A 22,582-nucleotide genomic window follows, 5' to 3' on the forward strand; every position below is an offset into this window, starting at 1 on the left:
TGGTCCGGCCGCGCCCGTCCCCGCCTACGCGGTGGGGACGGGCGCTTTCGCGTCCTCAGCCGCGGCTGCTTCCGGGGTCGAGCGGTCGCCGACCCGCCGGTGGCGCAGGCGCACGAGGACCCCGTACAGCAGCAGCCCCACGGCGAGTCCGCCGCCCGCGCCGAAGCAGACGGTCGGGATGATGTCGAGCGGGGTGCGGATCCGGTCGAAGAAGGTGAAGAAGCGCAGCACGCGCAGGGTGACCCCGACCGCCACGCACACGAGGACCAGGGCGAGCGCGCCCCACACCCCGGCCCGGCCGAGCACCGGGACGGACGCCGGGGCCGGCGCGTCCGGCAGCCGGCGCAGCGCGGTCGCCGCGAACCAGACGAGGAAGCAGGCCGCGAGCGCCGAAGTCCCGTACTGCAGGTACGAGTAGAGGGGCAGTCCGAGGGCGAGCGGCTCGCCCAGCCGCGGCAGGGTGCGCGTCCCGAAGCGGTCGACGTGCGTGAAGGCGTCCCACACCACGTGCGTGAGGGAGCCGATGACCGCCGAGAGGTAGAACCAGAGGGCCAGCGCGGGCAGTCGGCGCCCGCGCCACTCCTCGCCCCGGACGAAGGCGTGCACCCTGCCCTGCCGGCGGCGGGGCAGCAGTGCGATCAGCGGCTCGCGCAGCAGCAGCCAGCACCCCGCGAGGACGGCGGTCAGCACCGCGTCGGCGGTCAGGACGCCGGGCAGGGAGTGCGTGAAGGTGCCGTACGGCTTGAGCCCCGAGACGATCGTGTCGGCGAAGTAGAAGCTGTCCGGGGCGAACGACCCGAGGACCAGGGCCGATCCGACGAGGGGGCCGCGCGCACGACCGGACCGGCGGACGGCCGGAAGCACGGCGGCCGCGTGGCTGAGGGTGAACGGCATGGGGCCTTGTCTCCGGGGCTCGACTCGTCGAGGGGTGCAGACCGGTGCGGTCCGGTGCGATCTGTGCGATCGGTGCGTCCAGTATGGGTGGCCTGTGGATCACATGAGGAAATCGTGAATTCCGGCCCGCGATGCGTGCCCTGTCCAGCGAGTTGACGTAGGGTCACGCGGACGTCGAGGGGGAGGGGGGTCCGGCTCATGACGACTCGGATTCGGATACCGGTTCGGATACCGGCACGTGCGTCCGCGGGGATACCGACGCGGTTCGGCCGGGTGGTGCGCAAGGGCGGGGCCGCGGTGCTCGTCTCCGCTCTCGTGGCCGCCGTGCTGACCGCCTCGCAGGGGCCGGTCGCGGCCGGCGCCGACGCGTCACCGGTCGCGGAGCCCGCGCCCGCACCCGCGCCCGACGGCTCCGCCGGGGACGGCTCCTACTTCACCGCCCTGCCGCCGCTGGTGAGCCCCGAACCGCCGGCCGTGCTGCTGCCCGAGGGAGGGGCGGCCCCGCCGCCGCCCGTGGTGCCGGCCGCCGCGGATCCGGGACCGCGCACCGAGCCCGTGGCCACGGGCGGGGCCGAGGGCGCGCAGGGGATACCGGCGAGCGTGCTCGCCGCCTACCGGGGCGCGGAGCAGGCGGTCGGCAGGAACGACCCCGGATGCGGACTGCGCTGGCAGCTCCTCGCGGCCATCGGCAAGGTCGAGTCCGGGCAGGCGCGCGGCGGACAGGTCGACGCCGCCGGTACGACGCTGCGGCCGATCCTGGGGCCCGTGCTCGACGGCAACGGCTTCGCGAACATCTCGGACACCGACGGCGGGGCCTACGACGGGGACTCCCGCTACGACCGTGCGATCGGGCCGATGCAGTTCATCCCGTCCACGTGGGCCTCCTGGGGCCAGGACGCCAACGGCGACGGCCGGCGCGACCCCAACAACGTGCACGACGCCGCTCTCGCGGCGGGCCGCTACCTGTGCGCCGGTACGCGTGACCTGCGGGTGGACGCTGACCTGGACCGGGCCGTGCTGTCGTACAACCAGTCCTCCGCGTACCTGCGGACGGTGCGGTCGTGGTTCACGTACTACCTGAAGGGCGCGCACGAGGTCCCGGACGGCCGTGGCAGTGGCAGCGGCGGCGGTAGCGGCAGTGGCGGCACCCCGGGGGTCACACCTCCGAAGCCGAGCCCGAGCCCGAGCCCGACGCCTAAGCCCACGCCTTCACCGAAGCCCACGCCTTCACCGAAGCCGACGCCCACGCCCACGCCTACACCGAGCCCGACGCCGACTCCCACGCCGAAGCCGACGCCCACGCCGAGCCCCACGCCTACGCCTACGCCGAGCCCCACCCCGACGCCGAGCCCCACCCCCACCCCGACACCGAGCCCCACGCCCACGCCCACCCCCAGCCCCACCCCGAGTCCGAAGCCCACCCCGACGCCGTCGCCGACGCCCGAGCCCTCTCCGAAGCCCACGGCTTCGGTCTCCCCGTCGCCGAAGCCCAAGCCGTCGGCCAAGCCGTCCCCGTCGCCGTCCGTGCCCGCCGCCGGTCCGGCACCCTCGGCGACCCCCTGACGCACACCACCGCCCGCCCCCTCTGAGCGGGGCGGGCCCCGGCGTGACGGCTCGCACGGTGCGGGGGTCCGGCCGGGGTCATCGCGTACGCGGACCTGCCGCCCGCCCGGGTGGACGCGGCGGGTCCGCTCCTCGTGTTCTCCCGCCGGAGCGCCCCGCCGCCGGGCCCCCGCGAGGTCACCGCGCGAGCAGTGGCGCAAACGGTTCTCATCTGTCACCCGCATTGCTACGGTGCCACCGCCCTGACACCCCATCAGATTCCGGAGGCCCCGGCATGCGCGCATTCGTCGCCGCCGCCAGCGGTCTCGTCCTCGCGGCGCTCCTCGTCTTCGCCATCACGGCGACGGGGGCGCCGGAAGGCAAGACCTCACCGAAGCCCCTGCTCACCACCGCGCCCGCCGCGCCCGGAAAGTAGAGGAGGGCCCGGCCATGCGACGCAGAGCAAGCCTCGTCCTGCTAGCCGTAGCCGTGTTCTGTGCAGCCCTCGCACCGCTGCTGCGCTGGTACGCGTACCCCAGGCTCGCCAAGATTCCGCCGAGCCAGTACCAGGAGATGGTGCTGGAGGCGAAGGACGCGACCCTCATCGACTACGCCACCATGCAGCCGAAGAAGGTCCCCAAGGTCACCATCGTCCAGACCCTCAAGGGCAACGTCGAGGCGTCGAAGGAGATCGAGGCCAGCGCCGGCAAGGACGTCGTGGTCTGGGACACGCTGACCCACATCATGGATCCGGACGGGAAGATGGTTTCCCAGATCCCCGAGCGCTACATCTTCGACGCGCACAGCCAGGACCCGGTGCACGCCACCGGTGAGGCGGTGGACGGGGACCCGGTCAAGCGCGAGGGCATCGAGTTCAAGTGGCCGTTCTTCACCGAGCCGCGCGACTACCTCTACTTCGACCAGCAGACCCGCACCTCCTCGCCCATCCACTACGTGGGACCGCGCACGTTCAAGGGCGTGGACGTCTACTACTTCGAGCAGACCGTGCCGTGGACGAAGGTCGGGCTGCCGAAGAAGATGCCGGTCGAGGGCCTCAACCCGGCGACGTTCGAGCAGGACACCGGAACCAGCCTCTGGTACACGACCAAGGCCATGTTCTGGGTCGACCCGGTGACCGGGGCGCCCGTCAACGCCGAGCAGGAGATCCAGCAGGAGATGCGCGGCGGGAGCATCGCGGGCAGCGCGCCCGACGGGAAGCTCACCGTCTTCGCCGGGCACGTGAAGATCCGCGAGGACTACAGCGACCACACCGTCGACCTGGTCAAGTCGAACCGGATCATGGTCCTGGCGCTGCACACGTACGCCCCGATCGGGCTGGCGGCCGGCGGGCTCGCCCTCTTCGGGCTGGCGCTCTGGCTGGAGGCGCGCGGCCGGCGCCCCCGCCAGGAGGAGCCGTTCAGCGCTTGAGCCGGGCGTTGGTGTGCCGGGTGGGCTCGGCGGTCGCCGGGTCCTCGGGCCACGGGTGCTTGGGGTAGCGGCCGCGGAGCTCGGCGCGGACGGCGCGGTAGCCGCCCCGCCAGAAGGACGCCAGATCCGCGGTGACCGCGGCGGGCCGGCCGGCGGGCGACAGCAGATGGACGAGTACGGGCACCCCCGCGACCCGGGGGGTCTCGGCCAGCCCGAACAGCTCCTGGAGCTTGACCGCGAGGACGGGCTGCCCGTGCTCGGCGGCGTAGTCGACGCGGATCCGGGAGCCGCTCGGCACCTCGATCCGCTCCGGAGCCAGCTCGTCGAGCCGGGCGGCCTCGCCCGTGGCCCAGGGCAGCAGCCGGTTCAGCGCCTGCCCGGCGTCGATCCGCGCGAGGTCGCCGCGGCGGCGGGCCCGCGACAGCTCGGGCTCCAGCCAGTCGTCGGCCCGCTCCAGCAGCTCCCCGTCGTCCGCCACGTCGGGCCAGGGCGGGCCGAGCGTGCGGTACAGGAAGCCGAGCCGGGCCCGGAGTGCCTGCGAATCAGGGGTCCAGCGCAGCAGGCCGAGCCCGTCGGTGCGGAGTCCTTCGATCAGTGCGGCCCTGACGAGGGCGCGGTCGGGGTCGCGCAGGGGCCGTGCGGCCAGCTCGACGGCGCCGAGCCGTTCCACGGACCGGGCGACGAGGTCGCCGTCCTCCCAATGGACCTCCTCGCCCGCGCGGAAGAGGTGGCCGGCGGCCTCGCGGGCGGTGTCCTCGTCGAGGAGCGCGGCCAGCCGGACCCGCGCGGAGGCCGAGTGCGGGGGCCTGTCGGCGACTGCGACAGCCAGCCAGGGCGCGCTGCGCAGCCCTGACCCCTCGCCGAGCTCGGCCCCGGTCCCGGAGACCATGAGGAAGGCTCCTTGGCCCTTGGCCCTGGCGACCCGCTCGGGGAAGGCCAGCGCTGCCACGAGCCCGGCGGCGGCGTCGTCGGGCACGAAGTTTTCCCCCACCCCGCCCCTTCCCGAAGCCGGGGCTCCGCCCCGGACCCCGTGCGTGCGCTGCGCGCCCGCGCCCTCAAACGCCGGGCGGGCTGGACTTTCCAGCCCCGCCGGCGTTTGAGGCGCGGGGTCCGGGGCGGAGCCCCGGGAATCGGGAAGGGGCGGGGTGGGGGAACGCCCCGCAGGGCCGCCCTCTCCCGCCGCGCGCTCAAGGCGCCTGGCCTCCGCGCGCCAGCGCGATGCGTACGGGTCGCCGCCCGCCAGGGCCCGGCGCCAGGCCGCGGCCAGGTCGTCTCCGTACTCCCGCGGTGGCTCCTCGCTCAGCAGGGCGACCAGTTCCGCCGCCCGCCGGGGCCCCAGCGCGGCGGAACCGTCGAGCAGGGCCCGGGCCAGGCGCGGGTGCAGGCCGAGCCGGGCCATCCGCAGCCCGCGCGGGGTCGGCCGCCCCGCCGGGGACACCGCGCCCACCGCGAGCAGCACCTCCCGCGCCGCGGCCATCGCTCCGGCCGGCGGCGGATCGAGCAGGGCCAGGCCGGTCGCGTCCGGGTCGCCCCAGCAGGCGGCCTGGAGGGCGAACTGCGCGAGGTCCGCGATCCGGATCTCGGGGGAGGGGTACGCGGGCAGCCGCCCGTCCTCCGCTTCGGCCCAGCAGTGGTACACCGTGCCCGGGGCCTCGCGCCCGGCCCGGCCGGCGCGCTGGCGGCCGGCCGCGCGGGACGCCCGTACGGTGGCCAGCGCGCCCAGGCCCCGGGCGTGGTCGACCCGGGGTTCGCGGGCCAGCCCCGAGTCCACGACGATCCGTACGCCGGGCACGGTCAGGCTGGACTCCGCGACGGCGGTGGACAGGATGACCCGGCGGTGCGGCGCGGGGGACAGCGCCGCGTCCTGGACGGAGGCCGGAGCGCGGCCGTGTATCTGGAGCACCTCCGCGTCGACGGCGCCGAGCTGCCCGGCGACCCGGGCGATCTCACCGACGCCGGGCAGGAAGCACAGGACATCGCCGGAACGTTCCGCCAGTGCCCGCCGCACCACCGAGGCCACGTGCGTCAGCTGCGCCGGATCCACCCGCATCCCGTGCGGCGGCCGCACCGGGCGGGCCGGCGGTGCCCACACGGTCTCCACCGGGTGGGAGACGCCGGCCGCCTCCACGACCGGGGCGCCGCCGAGGAGCTGCGCCCAGCCGGCCGCGTCCGTGGTCGCCGACGCCGCGAGGAGCCGCAGCTCCGGGCGCAGGGTCTCCCGTACGTCCAGGAGGAAGGCGGCGACCGTGTCGGCGTCCAGGTGCCGCTCGTGGCACTCGTCCAGGATGACCAGGTCGGTCCCGGAGAGCTCCTGGTCCCGCTGGAGCCGCTGGAGCAGCACCCCGGTGGTGACCACCTCGATCACGGTGGACGGCCCGACCACCCGCTCACCGCGCACCGTGAAGCCGACCGAGGCGCCGACCCGCTCGCCGAGCAGCCAGGCCATCCGCCGGGCCGCGGCGCGGGCGGCGATCCGGCGGGGTTCGGCGACCACGACCCGGCGGCGCGGCCCGCCTCCCACCAGCCCCGCCAGCACCAGCGGCACCAGCGTGGTCTTGCCGGTGCCGGGCGGGGCGCAGAGCACGGCGGCGCCGTGGGCGTCCAGCGCCGAGACGAGCGCGGGCAGGGCTTCCCGTACGGGAAGGGAGTCGAGGTCGGCCGTACGGATCACGCGCTGTCCCGTCACCCGGTCAGTCCCGCTCGCACACGAAGATCGCCGTACCGGGGATGAGGTTGCCGCGCAGCGGGGACCAGCCGCCCCACTCCTGGCTGTTCCACGCGGGCCATTCCGGCTCGACCAGGTCGAGGAGGCGGAAGCCGCCCGCGACCACGTCCCGCACCCGGTCGCCGATGGTGCGGTGGTGCTCCACGTATACGGCGCGGCCCTGCTCGTCCTGCTCGACGTACGGGGTGCGGTCGAAGTAGGAGGCGGCCACGGACAGCCCCTCGGGGCCCGGCTCGTCGGGGAAGGCCCAGCGGACGGGATGGGTGACGGAGAAGACCCAGCGGCCGCCGGGGCGCAGGACGCGGCGCACCTCGCGCATGACGTTCACGGGGTCGGCGACGAAGGGGACGGCCCCGTAGGCGGAGCAGGCGAGGTCGAAGGAGCCGTCCCGGAAGGGGAGGCGCCCGGCGTCGGCCTCGACCAGGGGGACGTCATCGCCGATCCGCAGGGCGTGCTGGAGCTGGCGGTGGGAGAGGTCCAGGGCGACGGGACGCGCGCCCTGGGCGGCCAGCCAGCGCGAGCACTGGGCGGCGCCGGCGCCGATCTCCAGGACGTCCTTGCCCTTGAGGGAGGCGGCGGGGCCGAGCAGGGCCGCCTCCGCCTCGTCCAGGCCCTCGGGTCCCCAGACGAAGCGGTCGTCGCCGAGGAAGGCTCCGTGCTCGCTCTGGTAGTCGTCGGCGTTGCGGTCCCACCAGCCCCGGCTCGCCCGGCTGCTCTCCGCTTCTCCCGCGTCACGGCGCGTGGCCTCGGAATCGTCCTCAGCGGCCGATCCGGCCTCGTACGCCTCTTCGGGGGCGCAGTCCTCTTGGTTCATGGGGCCCGTCGTCGTAGTCTGCGAATGTCTGCGGAAAGCGGGCGGGAAGGGCCATCGGCGCCTGCCTGCCCGCTAATTGTGCCGGTTGTGCGGTGATCTGCCCGGGGTGTGCGCCTTCGCGCATTGACCCTGTCCGGCTGCCCCCGTATGCTACAAGTTGCGCTGCGAGCCTGTGCTCCTCAGACCTAGCAGGCTGCGCTTGTATCTGTTGATGACCCCTCGGTTTTCGAGGCCCCCACCCCGCACTTCGCGGAACTGGGGCTTCCTTGGCTGTCCGGCTTCTTCGGCAGATGCCGATAAGGGCTCCCGGCGTAGCAGTACCTACGACTTTCTGTCCGTAACCGGAGCCCTTACCCACATGACGAGCAGCACCGAGACCACCGCCACCACCCCGCAGGTTGCGGTCAACGACATCGGTGACGAGGCCGCGTTCCTCGCCGCGATCGACGAGACGATCAAGTACTTCAACGACGGCGACATCGTCGACGGCGTCATCGTGAAGGTCGACCGTGACGAGGTTCTCCTCGACATCGGTTACAAGACCGAGGGCGTCATCCCGAGCCGCGAGCTCTCGATCAAGCACGATGTCGACCCGAACGAGGTCGTCAAGGTCGGCGACGAGATCGAGGCTCTTGTTCTCCAGAAGGAGGACAAGGAAGGCCGTCTCATCCTGTCCAAGAAGCGTGCGCAGTACGAGCGCGCCTGGGGCACGATCGAGAAGATCAAGGAAGAAGACGGCATCGTCACCGGTACCGTCATCGAGGTCGTCAAGGGTGGTCTCATCCTCGACATCGGCCTCCGCGGCTTCCTGCCGGCCTCCCTCGTCGAGATGCGTCGCGTTCGCGACCTCCAGCCCTACGTGGGCAAGGAGCTCGAGGCGAAGATCATCGAGCTGGACAAGAACCGCAACAACGTGGTCCTGTCCCGCCGCGCCTGGCTCGAGCAGACCCAGTCCGAGGTTCGCCAGACGTTCCTCACCACCCTGCAGAAGGGTCAGGTCCGCTCCGGCGTCGTTTCCTCGATCGTCAACTTCGGTGCCTTCGTGGACCTGGGTGGCGTCGACGGTCTCGTCCACGTCTCCGAGCTGTCCTGGAAGCACATCGACCACCCGTCCGAGGTTGTCGAGGTCGGCCAGGAAGTCACCGTCGAGGTCCTCGACGTCGACATGGACCGCGAGCGCGTCTCCCTGTCGCTGAAGGCGACGCAGGAAGACCCGTGGCAGCAGTTCGCCCGGACGCACCAGATCGGCCAGGTCGTCCCGGGTAAGGTCACCAAGCTGGTTCCGTTCGGTGCGTTCGTCCGCGTGGACGAGGGCATCGAGGGTCTGGTCCACATCTCCGAGCTGGCCGAGCGCCACGTGGAGATCCCGGAGCAGGTCGTCCAGGTCAACGACGAGATCTTCGTCAAGGTCATCGACATCGACCTCGAGCGTCGCCGGATCTCGCTGTCCCTGAAGCAGGCCAACGAGTCCTTCGGTGCCGACCCGGCCTCGGTCGAGTTCGACCCGACCCTCTACGGTATGGCTGCCTCGTACGACGACGCGGGCAACTACATCTACCCCGAGGGCTTCGACCCCGAGACCAACGACTGGCTCGAGGGCTTCGACAAGCAGCGCGAAGCCTGGGAGGGCCAGTACGCCGAGGCGCAGACGCGCTTCGAGCAGCACCAGGCTCAGGTCATCAAGAGCCGCGAGGCCGACGAGGCCGCCGCTGCCGAGGGTGCGGCCGCTCCGGCCGCGGGCAGCAGCAGCAGCGCCGGTGCGGGCATCTCGGGTGGTTCGTACTCCTCCGAGGGTGCGGACGAGACCTCTGGCGCCCTGGCGTCCGACGAGGCCCTCGCCGCGCTCCGCGAGAAGCTGGCCGGCGGCCAGAGCTGATCGCAGCAGCACGGCGCGAGCCGAGCTGATCTTCACCGGTAAGGCCCGTCCCCTCTGGGGGGCGGGCCTTACCGCGTTGTGCGGCCGTGCCGCGCGCCGTCGCGCATGCCGTGTCGAACGCCGGGCCTTCCTGTGAACACCGTCTCGGCAATACCGTCAACTGGGGAATGGTCACGGGTCCTTGAACGTTCTTGCCAGAGAACGCGGCGGAGGAGGAGTGGTGGCGGTGCTTGATCCACAGGGTTTGTACGAATGGGACGCCAAGGGCCTGGCGGTGGCCGACCTGGCGCTCGCCCAGGACTCGGCCGGGCTGGTCATGCTCTACCACTTCGAGGGGTACATAGACGCGGGCGAGACCGGCGAGCAGATCGTCGAGCGGCTGCTCGACACGCTGCCCCACCAGGTCGTGGCCCGGTTCGACGCGGACCGTCTGGTGGACTACCGGGCACGCCGTCCGCTGCTGACCTTCCAGCGCGACCACTGGACGGAGTTCGAGGAGCCCCTGCTCGAGGTGCGCCTCGTCCAGGACGCCACGGGCGCGCCCTTCCTGCTGCTGTCCGGCCCCGAGCCGGACGTGGAGTGGGAGCGCTTCTGCGTCGCCGTCCGGCAGATCGTCGAGCGCCTGGGCGTGCGGCTCTCCGTCAACTTCCACGGCATCCCCATGGGCGTCCCGCACACTCGTCCCGTCGGGATCACCCCGCACGGCAACCGGACCGACCTCATGCCGGGACACCGCAGCCCCTTCGACGAGGCCCAGGTCCCCGGCAGCGCCGAATCGCTCGTCGAGTTCCGCCTCGGTCAGGCCGGGCACGACGTGCTGGGCGTCGCGGCCCACGTACCGCACTACGTGGCGCGCTCCCCGTACCCCGACGCCGCGCTGACCGCCCTGGAAGCGATCACCGCCGCGACGGGGCTGGTCCTGCCGTCGGTCGCGCACGCGCTGCGCACCGAGGCGCACCGCACGCAGACGGAGATCGACCGGCAGATCCGGGAGGGCGACGAGGAGCTGGTCAGCCTGGTGCAGGGGCTGGAGCACCAGTACGACGCGGCGGCCGGTGCCGAGACCCGGGGCAACATGATCGCGGAGCCCGCGGAGATTCCGTCGGCGGACGAGATCGGCCTCGAATTCGAGCGGTTCCTGGCGGAGCGCGAGGGCGAGGGCTGAGGCACGACCGGGGTTCTGGTCGGGTCCGGTCGGGGGTCTGTACGGGGCCCGGGGCGCGGGGGTTAGTCTGCCGGGCATGTTGAAAGTTGGCCTGACAGGCGGAATCGGCGCCGGCAAGAGCGAGGTCTCGCGGCTGCTGGCGGGGTACGGGGCGGTCGTCGTGGACGCCGACCGGATCGCGCGGGAGGTCGTGGAGCCGGGTACGCCCGGGCTCGCGGCGGTGGTGGCAGCCTTCGGGGAGTCCGTGCTGACTCCGGAGGGCGGGCTGGACCGGCCCAAGCTGGGGTCGATCGTGTTCGCCGACCCCGAGAAGCTGCGGATCCTCAACGGCATCGTGCACCCGCTGGTCGGGGCCCGGTCCGCCGAGCTGGAGGCCGCCGCGGGGACCGGCGCGATCGTGGTGCACGACGTACCGCTGCTCGCGGAGAACGGGCTCGCGCCGCTCTACGACCTGGTCGTGGTGGTGGACGCGGCGCCCGCCACCCAGCTGACCCGGCTCACGGGGCTGCGGGGCATGGAGGAATCGGAAGCCCGGGCCCGGATGGCCGCGCAGGCCACGCGGGAACAGCGGCTGGCCGTGGCCACGCTCGTGATCGACAACGACGGGCCGCTGGAGGCGTTGGAGCCGCAGGTGCGCAAGGTGTGGGAGGAACTCACGGCGCGGGCGGCGGTGGCAGCGGGGCCTGGCGCATGACCTGTGGTGGGTGACTTGTGGTGCGTGGCGCATGACCTGTGGCGCATGACCCGCGGTGCGTGAAGCACGGCGTGTGGTGGGCGGTGCGTGATGTGTTCACGGAATAGCGGGCGGTGCGCGGGGCGTTGAACGCGCCCGTAGAGGGAAGGAACAGACCGTGTCCGACACCACGCCGCAGCTCCCGCCGCCGTCGCGGTCCTCGTCGCCCGAGACGCACGTCATCGACTACCGGGCCGCGGAGCAGCTCCTCGCCGCGCGCGACCCGCGCGGTGCGGTGAAGCTGCTCGACTCGGTCATAGCCGCCCACCCGGAGAACACGGCGGCCCGGCTGCTGCGCGCCCGGGCCTTCTTCGCCGCCGCCCAATTGCGGCCGGCGGAGCTGGAGTTCGAGATCGTGCTGGAGCGGGAGCCGGACAACGCGTTCGCCCACTTCGCGCTGGCCCGTACCCACGAGCGTGCCGGCCGGCCGGACCAGGCCCGCAAGCACTTCCGCCTCGCGGCCGCCCTGGACCCCCAGCCGGACTACCTGGCGGCGGCCCGCTTCGAGAAGTAGCCGGGCCTGGCGGCCGGGCCTGGCGGCCGGGCCTAGCGGCCGGGCCTAGTGGTCCGGGGGCTCGTACGGGGGGACGTCGCGGTCCGGCTGGTAGTGGGGGCCCTGGTGGATGCGGTGGAGGACCACGGTCAGGTCCACGGCCGCGAGCACGGCGACGGCGGCGCAGGCCGCGGCCCACCCGGGCCGGGCGGCGAGCGAGAACGCCGCCGCCCCGGCGCCGGACCAGACCATCCCCCACAGGCTCAGCCAGAAGCGCAGCCGCAGCGCGCTGCGGGCGGTCACCGGCTCGTTTCCGGTGCGCACGGCCATCACCGCCTCGACGTGTCGCCCACCCCGGTTTCCCCGTCCCTTCCATGGTCCCACCGGAGGGCGTGGCGCGTCAGGGGTTGAGCTTGTTCACGGCCTTGACGGTCGTCTTCTTGAAGGCCGGGAGGGGAGCCTCGTTCAGGTACCCCATCTGCCCCCACCTCACGAACGTCACCGTGGAGCCGTCGCGGCCGATGCCGAACAGGTGGACGCCGGGCTCGGATTCCGGCATGGAGGTGTGCACCCCGTAGACGTGCGCGCCCTCCTCGACGCTGAGCTTGCCGTAGTCCTGCCAGGAGGCCGTACCGCCCGGGGTCTTGCGCAGCCAGTCGGCGGCGCAGGCCGCGACCTTGCGCTCCAGGGCCGCCGCGAGCTTCACGGCCGCGGCGCTGGAGGACGTGCGTACGGACACCTGGACCGCGTTCGTGTCGAACTCGGTGCCGAAGTCGCGGTACCAGCTCCCGGTGGCGGGGAGCACGCCGTCCGCGCAGAACGGCGCGAACTCGGGCAGCCCCTTGGTGACCTTCCCGGCGTACCAGGCGGAGCCGGGGTGCGGGGGCAGATCGGTGCCGGCCAGGAACCCGGGCGCGGTGACGGCGGCCGTGGAGGTGGTGGAGGCGGCGAGGACGAGGGCGGTGGCGGCGGCCGCGGTGGCCGCGAGGGCGGCGGCGGTCCGGGCGGTGCGGGCGGTGCGTCGGAACATGGTCGGTTCTCCCCGTGTGGTCCGTGACGGTGTGGCGGTGCTTCTGGAGAAGGCTGTACCCCGCCTCGGGCCCGGGCCGACGGTTCGGGACGAACTCGGGACAATGGAACGGTCGTACGCGCCCTCAGCTGCGGGAACATCGTGGGCATGGAACGGAACTCCGGGACGGGGAGATCGGCCGAGGCACAGGCGTTCGCGCGGTCGATGAGGGAACTGAAGGAGCGGAGCGGGCGGAGTTACGGGGCACTCGCCCGCGTCCTCCACACGAGTACGTCGACCCTGCACCGGTACTGCAGCGGTGAGGCGCTGCCCGCGGAGTTCGCGGTGGTCGACCGCTTCGCCCGGGCCTGCGGGGCGGTGCCGGCGGAGGCGGTGGAACTGCACCGGGCCTGGCTGCTGGCGGATGCGCGGCGGCGGGCGGTGGCGGTGGAAGCGGTGGCGGAGGAGGCGGTGGTGGTGGAGCCGCCGCCCGTGGACGAGGGGGAGCCGGACCCGGAGCCGGAGGTGGTGGCCGCGGACATCGGTGTCCCGGCGGCGGCGGCGTTCGCGCCCGTGCCGCGCCGGACGGGGAACCGCCTGCTGCTGGCCGGGGTGGCGGCGGCCGCCGTCGTGGCCCTCGCCGTGGGCGTCGGGTGGCTTCCGCAGACGGGCCGGGACGGCCGGGCACCCCAGGCCGGCCCGACGGTGGCGGCTCCCGGTACGGCCGCGGCCGCGGGCGGGGCCACGGGGACGGGTCCGGCGACCGGGCCCGCGGCGTCGGAGGCCGCACCGGGAACGCCGACCAGCCCCGCGGCGACGCCGGCGGAGACCGGCACGGCGGCGGGCGCTTCGGGAACGCCGACGGGTCCCCCCGCGGCGACGGGCGGCCCCTCGCCGGCCTCCCCGCCCCTGCGCGCGGCCGTACGGTCACACGTGTGGGCGGCGGGCTGCGACCACGCGTACCTCGCCGAACCGGGTCCCTCGGCGGTGCCCCCGCCGCCCCTGGAGGCGGACGCGCCCGCGTGGGCGGCGGGGCGCAAGGCCGTCCACGCGGGGACGCAGATCGTGGAGGTCACCCTGTTGGGCACGGGTCCGGACCCGGTGGTCCTGGAGGACCTGGAGGTACGGGTGGCCGGGCGGCGGGCCCCGCTGCGGTGGAACGTGTACGAGATGTCGCAGGGCTGCGGTGGAGGGATCACCCCGGCCGGGTTCACGGTCAACCTGGACGCGCCGCGCCCGCTGGCCCGGCCGGTGGCCGGCAACGAGTACGGGGAGGAGATCGCGGCCCCCGCCTTCCCGCTCAGGATCTCGGCCACCGAACCGGCCGTCCTGCGGGTGGTGGCGAGCAGCACCGGATGCGACTGCGACTGGTCCCTGGACCTCCGCTGGAGCGCCCCCACCGGCTCCGGCACCCTGCGCCTCGACGAGGCGGGCCGTCCCTGGCGCGTCTCCGCCGCCTCCCCGGACCGCCCGGTCTACGGCTACGCCCACGAACGGGGCCGCTGGAGCCGCTGAACCACGGGGCGACCGGCGCCGCCGCGCCGCCCCGTGCTCGGATCTCCGGGAAACGTGCAGTTCAGCGGCATTGTCAGTGGCCGCGCCTAGACTCGACGGCAGACGGACGGGATGTGTCTGGACGTGAAGGTGCCCGGGGAGAACCCGGGGACGGTGGAGAGCGGGAGAGGGGGACGTGATGGCCATGCCCGCGACGCGGCACGCACCGGCGCAGCCGTCCGTGTCCGCCCTGCCGCGGCACGCCGCCGTGTTCCTGCCCGCCGCCGTGCCCCGCGAGAGCCGCATCGCGTTCTGGGCGCCCGACGGGGACCCCCTGCCCGCCGAAGGGCTACCGGCCACGCTCCAGGTGGTCCGTCCCCATGGCGAGGGCGTCCGTACCCGCACGGTGCCCGCCGTCACGCTGACGGTCACCGCCGCCCTGCCCGTGCTCGTCCGCGCGGTCCGCGGGCCCGCCACGCATCCCGCGACCCGCGCCTGGGGGACCGCCGCCGTCCAGGCGCTGTCCCTCGTCGCGCGGGGCCGCCTGCTGCCCGGGCTGACCCCCGACGGGGTCGACGCCTGGCGGGCCGGGCCCCTGGACGCCGCGGACATCGCGCACCTGCGCGCGGTCGCCGCCGCCCTGCCCCACGAGGGGTACGCCACACCGCTCGCCGGACGCCGCCCGCTCCACCTGCCCGAACCGGAGGCGCTGGTCAGGGCGTTCCTCGACGCCGTCGCCGACAGTCTGCCCCGCACCCCCGCGGCGCCCTTCGCCGCGGGCCGGCCGTTCGCGGCCCGCGAGCCGCAGCAGGTCCCGGGGATACGGGACTGGGCCGCGCAGGTCGCCTCGGGCGCGGACACCGGAGTCGGGATCTCGCTCCGCCTCGACCTGTCCTCCTTCCGCCTCTTCGACGAGGCCGGGACCGGGACGGAGCCGGGGGAGGACGTGCGCCGTGCCGGGGCCGCCGTCGTCCAGGTCCACAGCCTCGCCGACCCGACGCTGGTCACGGACGCCGCGATGCTCTGGGCGGGCGCCGCCGCGGCCGGGTTCGGACCCCGCGCCCGGATCGACGCCGTCCTCGCGCTGCGCCGGGCGGCCCGGGTCTGGCCGCCGCTGCTGCGGCTGCTGGACCAGCCGGTCCCCGATGTCCTGGCCCTCTCGGACCCCGAGCTCGAAGACCTGCTGGGCCGGGCCGCGACCCGGCTGGCGGAGGCCGGAGTCCTGGTGCACTGGCCGCGCGAGCTGGCTCGTACGCTCAGCGCGACCGCGGTCGTACGGTCCACGGCGCCCGGTTCCGCCACCGACGGCACCGCGTTCTTCGACGCCGAGCACCTCTTCGCCTTCTCCTGGGAGCTGGCGCTCGGCGGAGACCGGCTCACCCCGGGGGAGATGGACGCGCTCGCGCAGGCCCACCGGCCCGTGGTGCGGCTGCGCGACCAGTGGGTGCGGGTCGATCCGGAGCTGGTGCGCAAGGCGCGCAAGCGGGAGCTGGGTCTGCTGGACCCGGTGGACGCGCTGACGGCCGTACTGACGGGGACGGCCGAGGTCGAGGGCGAGCCGGTGGCCGCGGTCCCCGTGGGGGCGCTGGCCGCCCTGCGGGACCGGCTGACCGGGGAGCTGGCCCCGTTGCCCCAGCCGGCCGGGCTCAAGGCCACCCTGCGCGACTACCAGGCCCGCGGCCTGGCCTGGCTCGACCTGATGACCTCGCTCGGCCTCGGCGGCTGCCTCGCCGACGACATGGGCCTCGGCAAGACCGTCACCCTGATCGCGCTCCACCTGCACCGCGACCGTCCCGAGCCGACGCTGGTGGTCTGCCCGGCCTCGCTGCTGGGCAACTGGCAGCGGGAGATCGAGAGGTTCGCCCCCGGCACGCCGGTGCGCCGCTACCACGGCGCCGGCCGCAGCCTCGAAGGGCTGGCCGACCAGCCCGCCGGGGGATTCGTCCTCACCACCTACGGAACCATGCGCGCGGGAGCGGCCCGGCTGGCCGAACAGCCCTGGGGCATGGTCGTCGCGGACGAGGCCCAGCACGTCAAGAACCCGCACTCGGCGACCGCGAAGGCACTGCGCACGATCCCGGCACCCGCCCGGGTGGCGCTGACCGGTACCCCGGTGGAGAACAACCTCTCCGAGCTGTGGGCACTCCTCGACTGGACCACGCCCGGACTGCTCGGCCCGCTCACCGCGTTCCGGGCCCGGCACGCCCGGCCCGTGGAGCACCAGACGGAGGAGGACGGGGGTAACGAGGCGGCGGTCGCCCGACTGGCCGCGCTGGTCCGGCCGTTCCTGCTGCGGCGCAAGAAGTCCGATCCGGGGATCGCGCCCGAGCTGCCGCCGAAGACGGAGACCGACCACCCCGTGTCCCTCACCCGCGAGCAGGCCTCCCTCTACCAGGCGGCGGTCGACGAGGCGATGGCCGTGATCGGCGCGAGCGAGGGCATCGAGCGGCGCGGCATGATCATGAAGCTGCTGGCCTCGCTCAAGCAGATCTGCAACCACCCCGCCCAGTATCTGAAGGAGGAGGAGCCCCGGATCGCGCACCGCTCCGGGAAGCTGGCCCTCCTCGACGAGCTGCTCGACACGATCCTGGCCGAGGGCGGCTCCGTGCTGGTCTTCACCCAGTACGTGACGATGGCCCGCATCATCGAGCGGCATCTGACGGCGCGCGGGATCTCCCACCAGCTGCTGCACGGGGGCACGCCCGTTCCGCGCCGCGAGGAGCTCGTGGACCGGTTCCAGGCCGGAGAGGTACCCGTGTTCCTGCTCTCCCTCAAGGCGGCCGGCACCGGCCTCAACCTCACCCGCGCCGCACACGTCATCCACTACGACCGCTGGTGGAACCCGGCCGTCGAGGAACAGGCCACCGACCGCGCCTACCGCATCGGGCAGACCCAGCCCGTCCAGGTCCACCGCATCATCGCCGAAGGCACCGTCGAGGACCGGATCGCCGAAATGCTGGAGGCGAAGCGGGCGCTGGCCGACGCCGTGCTCGGCTCCGGCGAGACGGCGCTGACCGAGCTCACGGACCGCGAACTGGCCGACCTCGTCTCCCTGCGCAGGCCCGTATGATCACCGCGCGCGACGACCGCCGCCGCACCTTCGAGACCGTGCCGCCGGGCGTGGAGGCCGTCAGCTGGTGGGGCCGGGCCTGGGTGTCCGCCCTGGAGGCGGTGGCCCACGACGGAGCCCGCCTGACCCGCGGGCGGACCTACGCCGCCGAGGGCCACGTCGACGCCGTCACGATCACCCCGGGCCGGATCGTGGCCTACGTACGGGGCAGCCGGCCGCGGCCGTACCGCACCGAGCTGTCCCTGCCCGCCCTCTCGGACGCCGAGTGGAGCGAGCTGCTGGAATCGGTGGTCGCCGATCCGACGGCGCTCGCCGCGCTGCTGGAGCGGGAGGTCCCGGAGTCCCTCTCCGAGTCGGTCCTGCCCGGTGCGGGAGAGCTCGTGCCGCGCTGCTCCTGCCCGGACGTCGGGCGTCCGCCCTGCAAGCACGCCGCGGCCCTGTGCTACCGCGCGGCCCGCCTCCTGGACGCCGATCCCTTCGTCCTGCTCCTGCTGCGCGGCCGCGGCGAGCGGGAGCTGCTGGAGGAGCTCACCCGGCGCAACGCCGCCCACGCCGCGCGCGAACAGCCCGACGGGACACCGGACTTCCCCGGCGTTCCGGCCCGTGCCGCGCTCGTCCGCACCGTCCTGCCGCCGCTGCCCGCTCCCCTGGCGGCGCCCTCCGCCGTCGGGATGCCGCCCGCGTATCCGGCCGACCCGGCGGCCCCGGACCCGCTCGCCCTGGACCAGCTCGCCGCGGACGCGGCCGCCCGCGCCCTGGAGCTGCTGCGCACCGCCGAGGATCCGATGGCCGGGCTGAGCCGCTGGCAGGACGCCGTCCGGCTGGCCTCGGCACACGCCACGGCCGGGCTCACCGGCGCCGCCCGCACCCTCTACCGCGAGCTGGCCCGCGCCACCGGACGCAGCACCACCGACCTGGCCCGGGGGGCGGCCGCCTGGAGGCAGGGCGGTCTGCCCGCCCTGCTCGCCCTCGAAGAGCCCTGGGACCCGCCGGCCGGCCCCTTCGACCGGGCCCGGCCGGCGCTGCTCGCCGCCGCCCAGGGCTCGTTCCGCCCCGACCGCAACCGGCTCACGGGCACCGGCCGGCAGCTCCGGCTCGGCCGGGACGCCCTCTGGTACTCCTACGAGAACCGCCTGGGCGACGACGACTGGTGGCCCACGGGCCGCCGCCCCTCCCCGGACCCGGTCACGGCCCTGCTGGGCTGATCCCGGCCGCCCAGCGTTCGAGGGTGGCGAAGTCCTGCGCGCGCAGGCCGTGGCGGGGGTGGATGCGCAGGAGCAGGGCCGGGGCCGGGTGGTGGGCGGCGACCCAGGCGCGGTCCCGGGGCGTGATCAGGTCGTCGACCCAGGCGAAGGGCCGGCCGGCCGCCCATTCCAGGAGGGGGCGGGTCTTCCAGAAGAGGCCGTCGGGGTCGCGGGTGAAGGGTTCCGGCCATTCGATGACAGGAAGATCAGCGGGTAGTCCGATGTGCGGGGAGATCAGGGTGTTGGCCTCGTGCGTCCAAGCGGTGGCCCAGGCGAGTTCGTAGGGCAGGGCCAGCAACCGGGCGCCGTGGCCCGGGTGCAGCCGTACCCGTACACCGCGCCTGGCACTGCGGGATTCCGGTGCGCGGTAGGACAGCCAGATGCTCGGTCGCATCCGGTGGCTGGTGTATCCGCGGAAACCCGCGAGGCGGGACCGGAACGGGTTGAGGGGGCCGTCCACGTCGAGGAGGAGCAGCGGGCGAGTCATGAAGTAGGGATTACCCAGTACACGATGGAGTGAAATGCCTACCGGCGCTATAACCCGAATGGGGTTACAGCGTTGTTTCCGGTACGGGTGCAAAGCCCGTGGACCCTTCCGGAAGGCAGGAAATCTGATGCGTCACAGTCGTCGGAATGGCTTGATCGCGGCGGTGGTTGCGGGGGGTGGCCTCGCGGTCGCGGGTGCGGGTGGCTTCGCCTACGCCGACGCGGAGGCGGGCGGGCAGGCCGTGCGCTCGCCGGGGGTGCTGTCGGGGAATCTGCTGCAACTGCCGGTGCACGCACCGGTGAACGTGTGCGGGAACACCGTGAGCGTGGTCGGCGTGCTCAACTCGGCGGCCGGGAACCGGTGCGTCAACGCGGACCGGGGCGCCGGGAAGCAGGGCGAGCCGGGTCATCCCGGACCGCGGCCGTCCGGCCCCTCGCACCCCTCGAAACCCGGCGCCGGAAACGGTGCGGGGAACGGCGGCCAGAGCGGGCACGGCGGTGACGGCGGGCACGGAGGGCCCGGCCGGGGTGCGATGGCCGATGGGCGCGGAAAGGATTCTCCGGGGCTGCTGTCCGGCAACGGACTCCAGCTCCCCGTCGAGGTGCCGGTCAACATCAGCGGCAACTCGGTGAGCGTCGTCGGCGTCGGCAACTCCTCCGTGGGCAACACCTCCGTCAACGGCTCGACCCCGGTCGTCGGCAAGCCCGTCCAGCCGCCCGTCGCCGTACGGCCGGTCACCCCGCCGGCCCCGCCCCGCAGCCACCCCTCGGCGCTCGCCCACACCGGGGCCGAGGGTGCCGGCTACCTGCTGTCCGGCGGCGGCGCCATGCTGCTCGGCGGAGTGCTGCTCTACCGCCGGTTCCGGCTCAACTAGCCTGCGCGGGCGTGTCGGAGTCGTCGGAGGCCGCCCGCCAGCCGTCCAGGATCGCGTCGATCCGGGGCGCCAGCCGGGCCCGGGCCGCGAACCGGGGCACGCCCCCCATCAGCAGGGAGTCGTACTCGGTGTCGAGGTGCCGCACGGCCGCCCGTACCGCCGCGTACACGGCCGGCGGATCGAGGGCCCGGCCCGCCGCGCTGCGGCCCACCCGGCCGCTGCCGCGCACCGAGGCGTGCGCGGCGATGGCCCGGGCCCGGTCGGAGGGGCACCCGGGGAACAGGCGCAGGATCTCGGCGGCGAAGGCCGCCGTGAACCGGGTGTCCTCGGCCGCCCGGCGCAGCCGGTCGCGCTCGCGGCGGCGGGCCCGCGCCTCGGCGTCCGCGAGGCAGGCGCGCTCGGCCCGGGCCAGGGCGGCGTCCTCGACGAGGATCCCCAGGCGCTCGTAGCGGCGGCGGCGCCGGTGGAAGCGGACCACGACGGCGGACAGCGAACTGGCCTCGTGCGCCCGGCGGGTGAGGGCGGTGTCGCCGCGCGGCAGGTAGACGAGGTGTCCGAGGTCGGCGCAGTCCAGGCAGCGGGGCACACCGGTCTCGCGGACGAGGCGGCGCAGCGGACCCTGCCTGCACTCCGCGCAGTGGATCTGCTTCGTCGACTCGAAAACGACCAGGCTCATGTCGAAGTGATACCGCCGTTCAGGCCGTATATCACCTTGTCGGTATGGGTACTTGCGGTTTCACAGAGTCTTCCCCGACCTCATGGTGTCCTCCTACCGTGAGTCGAGTGGGCCGCGTCCGGTCCATGGAGGAGGGAAACATGGCTGGAAGGCAGGCGACGGCCGGGCGCCCGAGGACCGCGGGCCGGCGCCCGAAAGCGGAGGTGGCCTCCGACCTCGTGGTGCGAGAGGTCGAGATAGAGCCCGGCGGCTGCACCGGCTGGCACTACCACCGCGTCCCGCTCATAGCGGTGGTCAAGTCCGGCACCCTGACCCGGATCCTGAGCGACGGCACGGTCGAGGTGCATCACACCGGCACCAGCTTCGTCGAGCCCGCCGGCCGGCGCCACGTCCACCTCGGCCGCAACCTCGGCACCGAGCGGGTCGTGCTCTGTGTCACCGCCGCCCTCGCCGAGGGCGACCCCTTCGCGCATCCCGCCGACACCCCGACCGGGGCAACCCCCTGCGCGTGCCCCACGCGGACGCGGTGACCCCGCCCCCCGTGAACGGGGCACCGCTCAGACGAGCCGGCGGATCTCCCCGCGCACGCGGTAGAAGCCTCCGGCCGCCGGGTGCAGGCCGTCCACCACGTACCGGGCGCCGGGCTCCCGTATCCCGCGCGGGAACTGCACGTTCCAGGAGGGCTCGAAGCCGCCCGACACCACCTGTACCCGCATCCGCTGGCCCTGCTGCACGCACTCCACGACCACGCCGCCCGCGGGCACCGAGGACACCGACACCGTCGCCACCGCGGCAGGCGTGGCGGCCGGGGTGAAGACGGGCAGGGCGGCGGCCGACTTCACGTCCACGGCCGTCGGCACCGACCCCTCCCGGGCGGCCGCGATCGCGGTCTCGCTCGCGTCCACGCACACCAGCGAACCGTCCGTGGTCACCAAGTACAGCCGCTCGTCCAGATACTGCATGGACAGCGCGGCCCCGCTGCCGGTGCCCAGCTTCCACAGCCGCCGCCCGTCGGCGTCGAAGCAGTACACGGACGACGCGAGGTCGCCGGCGAAGACGTGCCGGCCGTCCGGCGAGGTCGCGCACGAGTAGACCGCCGCGTCGCACCGGTACGTGGCCTCCAGGGCGCCCGTGGCCTTCGACAGCCGCTGCACGGTGTTGCGGCCGGTCCCCGCGTACACCGCGTGGTCCTCCTGCCAGCCGAACAGCACCGACCCGTCGGTCTGCGTGTGCCACAACTCCCGCCCGCCGTCCGGGGCGTAGGCCGTGACCCCCTTGCCGTGGCCGTGGTAGACCGCCCGCTCGTCCGCACGCACCATCCAGGCGTTCGTCCCGGCCGAGCGCCGCGACCACTGGAACTCGTCCTCGTGGTCGATGACCGTCAGCCCGCCGTTGCGGTCGGACACGTTCAGCACGCCCTCGCGGATGTCCAGCCAGAAGATGTCCACGTCGGCCGCGATGTCGTACGCCCCGAACGGCACCTTCGAGGACAGGTCGTACACCGTGCCGTCGTCACAGCCCGCGTAGATCCAGAACTCGTCCGCCACCAGGCACTTCACCCCGTCCGGCAGCTGGTACCGGGCCAGCACCTCGCCGTCGTGGCTCACCGTGTAGACGTCCCCGGCCTGGTTGCCGACCCAGCAGCGGTCCTCGTCCACGTGGATCCCGAAGGCGGAGGACCCGGTACGGAACCGCCACAGCACCGGGGCCACCGCGCGTGCGGTGGAGGGCGTCGAGGTGACCTGGCGGCGCGTCACCGACCGGGCCGCGCGGACTCCCCGCACCGCCGGGGCGTAGCCCTTGCGGACCTTCTCCCCGACCTTCTTGGCGGCGGCCGCCCGTGCCTTCTCGATGGTCGGGAAGGAGGAGCTCTGCAGCTGGCCGTCCGCGCCGATGCGGCCGTACCGCACCGAGACGGAGGTCCCGTCGACGGTGACCTCGTAGAACTTGTGGGCACCGCCGTCCTCCTGGGACAGCTCCAGATACGTCGTCTCCCGAGCCATGACAGACCCCTCCCCAAGGCCGGGCCGCCGGCTCCCTGTGCGCCGGTGATCCCTC

Annotated in this window: 20 protein-coding genes; 12 read left to right on the plus strand and 8 right to left on the minus strand. The window is 74.0% G+C overall.

Features of this window, described 5'->3' with window-relative positions; genetic code table 11:
* Nucleotides 1–24: 24 nt before the first annotated feature.
* The gene (locus tag AC3IX6_RS28755) at nucleotides 25–894 is read right to left on the minus strand and encodes a DUF4184 family protein (protein ID WP_489365910.1); all 870 of its coding nucleotides are present in this window, start codon (nucleotides 892–894) and stop codon (nucleotides 25–27) included.
* Nucleotides 895–1,092: 198 nt separating this feature from the next.
* Here AC3IX6_RS28755 and AC3IX6_RS28760 point away from each other — a divergent pair, with 198 nt between their 5' ends.
* The 3 genes from AC3IX6_RS28760 to pgfA all read left to right on the plus strand — a co-directional run bounded on the left by AC3IX6_RS28760 (nucleotide 1,093) and on the right by pgfA (nucleotide 3,864).
* Nucleotides 1,093–2,457 (plus strand): lytic transglycosylase domain-containing protein, encoded by a 1,365-nt coding sequence (locus AC3IX6_RS28760; protein ID WP_489365912.1) that lies wholly within the window; start codon nucleotides 1,093–1,095, stop codon nucleotides 2,455–2,457.
* 274 nt (nucleotides 2,458–2,731) lie between these two features.
* On the plus strand, nucleotides 2,732–2,872 hold the full coding sequence (locus AC3IX6_RS28765) for an SPW_0924 family protein (RefSeq protein ID WP_250744997.1): 141 nt from the start codon (nucleotides 2,732–2,734) through the stop codon (nucleotides 2,870–2,872).
* A gap of 14 nt (nucleotides 2,873–2,886) precedes the next feature.
* The gene (gene pgfA / locus AC3IX6_RS28770; RefSeq protein WP_489365914.1) at nucleotides 2,887–3,864 is read left to right on the plus strand and encodes a cell envelope lipid trafficking protein PgfA; all 978 of its coding nucleotides are present in this window, start codon (nucleotides 2,887–2,889) and stop codon (nucleotides 3,862–3,864) included.
* On the opposite strand, the gene AC3IX6_RS28775 is transcribed toward pgfA, so the two are convergent.
* Nucleotides 3,854–6,535: an ATP-dependent RNA helicase gene (locus AC3IX6_RS28775; protein ID WP_489371588.1), complete on the minus strand. Its 2,682-nt coding sequence runs from the start codon at nucleotides 6,533–6,535 to the stop codon at nucleotides 3,854–3,856. The genes pgfA and AC3IX6_RS28775 overlap by 11 nt on opposite strands.
* A gap of 19 nt (nucleotides 6,536–6,554) precedes the next feature.
* Nucleotides 6,555–7,403, minus strand: coding sequence for a class I SAM-dependent methyltransferase (locus AC3IX6_RS28780; RefSeq protein WP_489365916.1), 849 nt, complete (start codon nucleotides 7,401–7,403; stop codon nucleotides 6,555–6,557).
* Between the two features lie 358 nt (nucleotides 7,404–7,761).
* Here AC3IX6_RS28780 and rpsA point away from each other — a divergent pair, with 358 nt between their 5' ends.
* The 4 genes from rpsA (at nucleotide 7,762) to AC3IX6_RS28800 (ending at nucleotide 11,691) form a co-directional block, all read left to right on the plus strand.
* The gene (gene rpsA, locus AC3IX6_RS28785; RefSeq protein ID WP_243338283.1) at nucleotides 7,762–9,279 is read left to right on the plus strand and encodes a 30S ribosomal protein S1; all 1,518 of its coding nucleotides are present in this window, start codon (nucleotides 7,762–7,764) and stop codon (nucleotides 9,277–9,279) included.
* 226 nt (nucleotides 9,280–9,505) lie between these two features.
* Entirely contained in the window at nucleotides 9,506–10,444 is a 939-nt protein-coding gene (locus AC3IX6_RS28790; RefSeq protein WP_266909595.1) for a PAC2 family protein, read from the plus strand.
* Nucleotides 10,445–10,520: 76 nt separating this feature from the next.
* Complete coding sequence (gene coaE / locus AC3IX6_RS28795; protein ID WP_489365918.1) at nucleotides 10,521–11,138, plus strand: dephospho-CoA kinase; 618 nt, start codon at nucleotides 10,521–10,523, stop codon at nucleotides 11,136–11,138.
* Nucleotides 11,139–11,295: 157 nt separating this feature from the next.
* The gene (locus tag AC3IX6_RS28800) at nucleotides 11,296–11,691 is read left to right on the plus strand and encodes a tetratricopeptide repeat protein (RefSeq protein WP_266958771.1); all 396 of its coding nucleotides are present in this window, start codon (nucleotides 11,296–11,298) and stop codon (nucleotides 11,689–11,691) included.
* Nucleotides 11,692–11,736: 45 nt separating this feature from the next.
* Here the strand turns inward: AC3IX6_RS28800 and AC3IX6_RS28805 are convergent, their stop codons facing one another.
* Together AC3IX6_RS28805 and AC3IX6_RS28810 are read right to left on the minus strand one after the other, a co-directional pair.
* On the minus strand, nucleotides 11,737–12,000 hold the full coding sequence (locus AC3IX6_RS28805) for a DUF6343 family protein (RefSeq protein ID WP_489365920.1): 264 nt from the start codon (nucleotides 11,998–12,000) through the stop codon (nucleotides 11,737–11,739).
* A 70-nt stretch (nucleotides 12,001–12,070) separates the two neighbouring features.
* A complete protein-coding gene (locus AC3IX6_RS28810; RefSeq protein ID WP_489365922.1) occupies nucleotides 12,071–12,700 on the minus strand; it encodes a hypothetical protein in 630 nt (209 codons plus the stop codon).
* 147 nt (nucleotides 12,701–12,847) lie between these two features.
* Here AC3IX6_RS28810 and AC3IX6_RS28815 point away from each other — a divergent pair, with 147 nt between their 5' ends.
* From AC3IX6_RS28815 to AC3IX6_RS28825, 3 genes are all read left to right on the plus strand, one after another.
* A complete protein-coding gene (locus AC3IX6_RS28815; protein ID WP_489365924.1) occupies nucleotides 12,848–14,194 on the plus strand; it encodes a helix-turn-helix domain-containing protein in 1,347 nt (448 codons plus the stop codon).
* Between the two features lie 184 nt (nucleotides 14,195–14,378).
* Nucleotides 14,379–17,243, plus strand: a complete 2,865-nt coding sequence (locus AC3IX6_RS28820; protein ID WP_489371589.1) for a DEAD/DEAH box helicase — start codon at nucleotides 14,379–14,381, stop codon at nucleotides 17,241–17,243.
* A complete protein-coding gene (locus tag AC3IX6_RS28825) occupies nucleotides 17,240–18,448 on the plus strand; it encodes an SWIM zinc finger family protein (RefSeq protein ID WP_489365926.1) in 1,209 nt (402 codons plus the stop codon). Before AC3IX6_RS28820 ends, AC3IX6_RS28825 begins: the two co-directional genes overlap by 4 nt.
* Here the strand turns inward: AC3IX6_RS28825 and AC3IX6_RS28830 are convergent.
* Nucleotides 18,429–18,974: a hypothetical protein gene (locus AC3IX6_RS28830; RefSeq protein WP_489365928.1), complete on the minus strand. Its 546-nt coding sequence runs from the start codon at nucleotides 18,972–18,974 to the stop codon at nucleotides 18,429–18,431. The genes AC3IX6_RS28825 and AC3IX6_RS28830 overlap by 20 nt on opposite strands.
* Before the next feature lie 163 nt (nucleotides 18,975–19,137).
* Here AC3IX6_RS28830 and AC3IX6_RS28835 point away from each other — a divergent pair, with 163 nt between their 5' ends.
* Complete coding sequence (locus tag AC3IX6_RS28835) at nucleotides 19,138–19,848, plus strand: chaplin (RefSeq protein ID WP_489365930.1); 711 nt, start codon at nucleotides 19,138–19,140, stop codon at nucleotides 19,846–19,848.
* Here the strand turns inward: AC3IX6_RS28835 and AC3IX6_RS28840 are convergent.
* Nucleotides 19,841–20,524 (minus strand): DUF2293 domain-containing protein, encoded by a 684-nt coding sequence (locus AC3IX6_RS28840; protein WP_489365932.1) that lies wholly within the window; start codon nucleotides 20,522–20,524, stop codon nucleotides 19,841–19,843. The two genes, AC3IX6_RS28835 and AC3IX6_RS28840, sit on opposite strands and share 8 nt — an antisense overlap.
* 140 nt (nucleotides 20,525–20,664) lie before the next feature.
* Between AC3IX6_RS28840 and AC3IX6_RS28845 the strand changes: the two genes are divergently transcribed.
* Nucleotides 20,665–21,054: a cupin domain-containing protein gene (locus AC3IX6_RS28845; RefSeq protein ID WP_489365934.1), complete on the plus strand. Its 390-nt coding sequence runs from the start codon at nucleotides 20,665–20,667 to the stop codon at nucleotides 21,052–21,054.
* A gap of 27 nt (nucleotides 21,055–21,081) precedes the next feature.
* On the opposite strand, the gene AC3IX6_RS28850 is transcribed toward AC3IX6_RS28845, so the two are convergent.
* Complete coding sequence (locus AC3IX6_RS28850; protein ID WP_489365936.1) at nucleotides 21,082–22,527, minus strand: WGR domain-containing protein; 1,446 nt, start codon at nucleotides 22,525–22,527, stop codon at nucleotides 21,082–21,084.
* Nucleotides 22,528–22,582 lie beyond the last annotated feature (55 nt).

This window comes from Streptomyces sp. GL_141, from assembly GCF_057834385.1.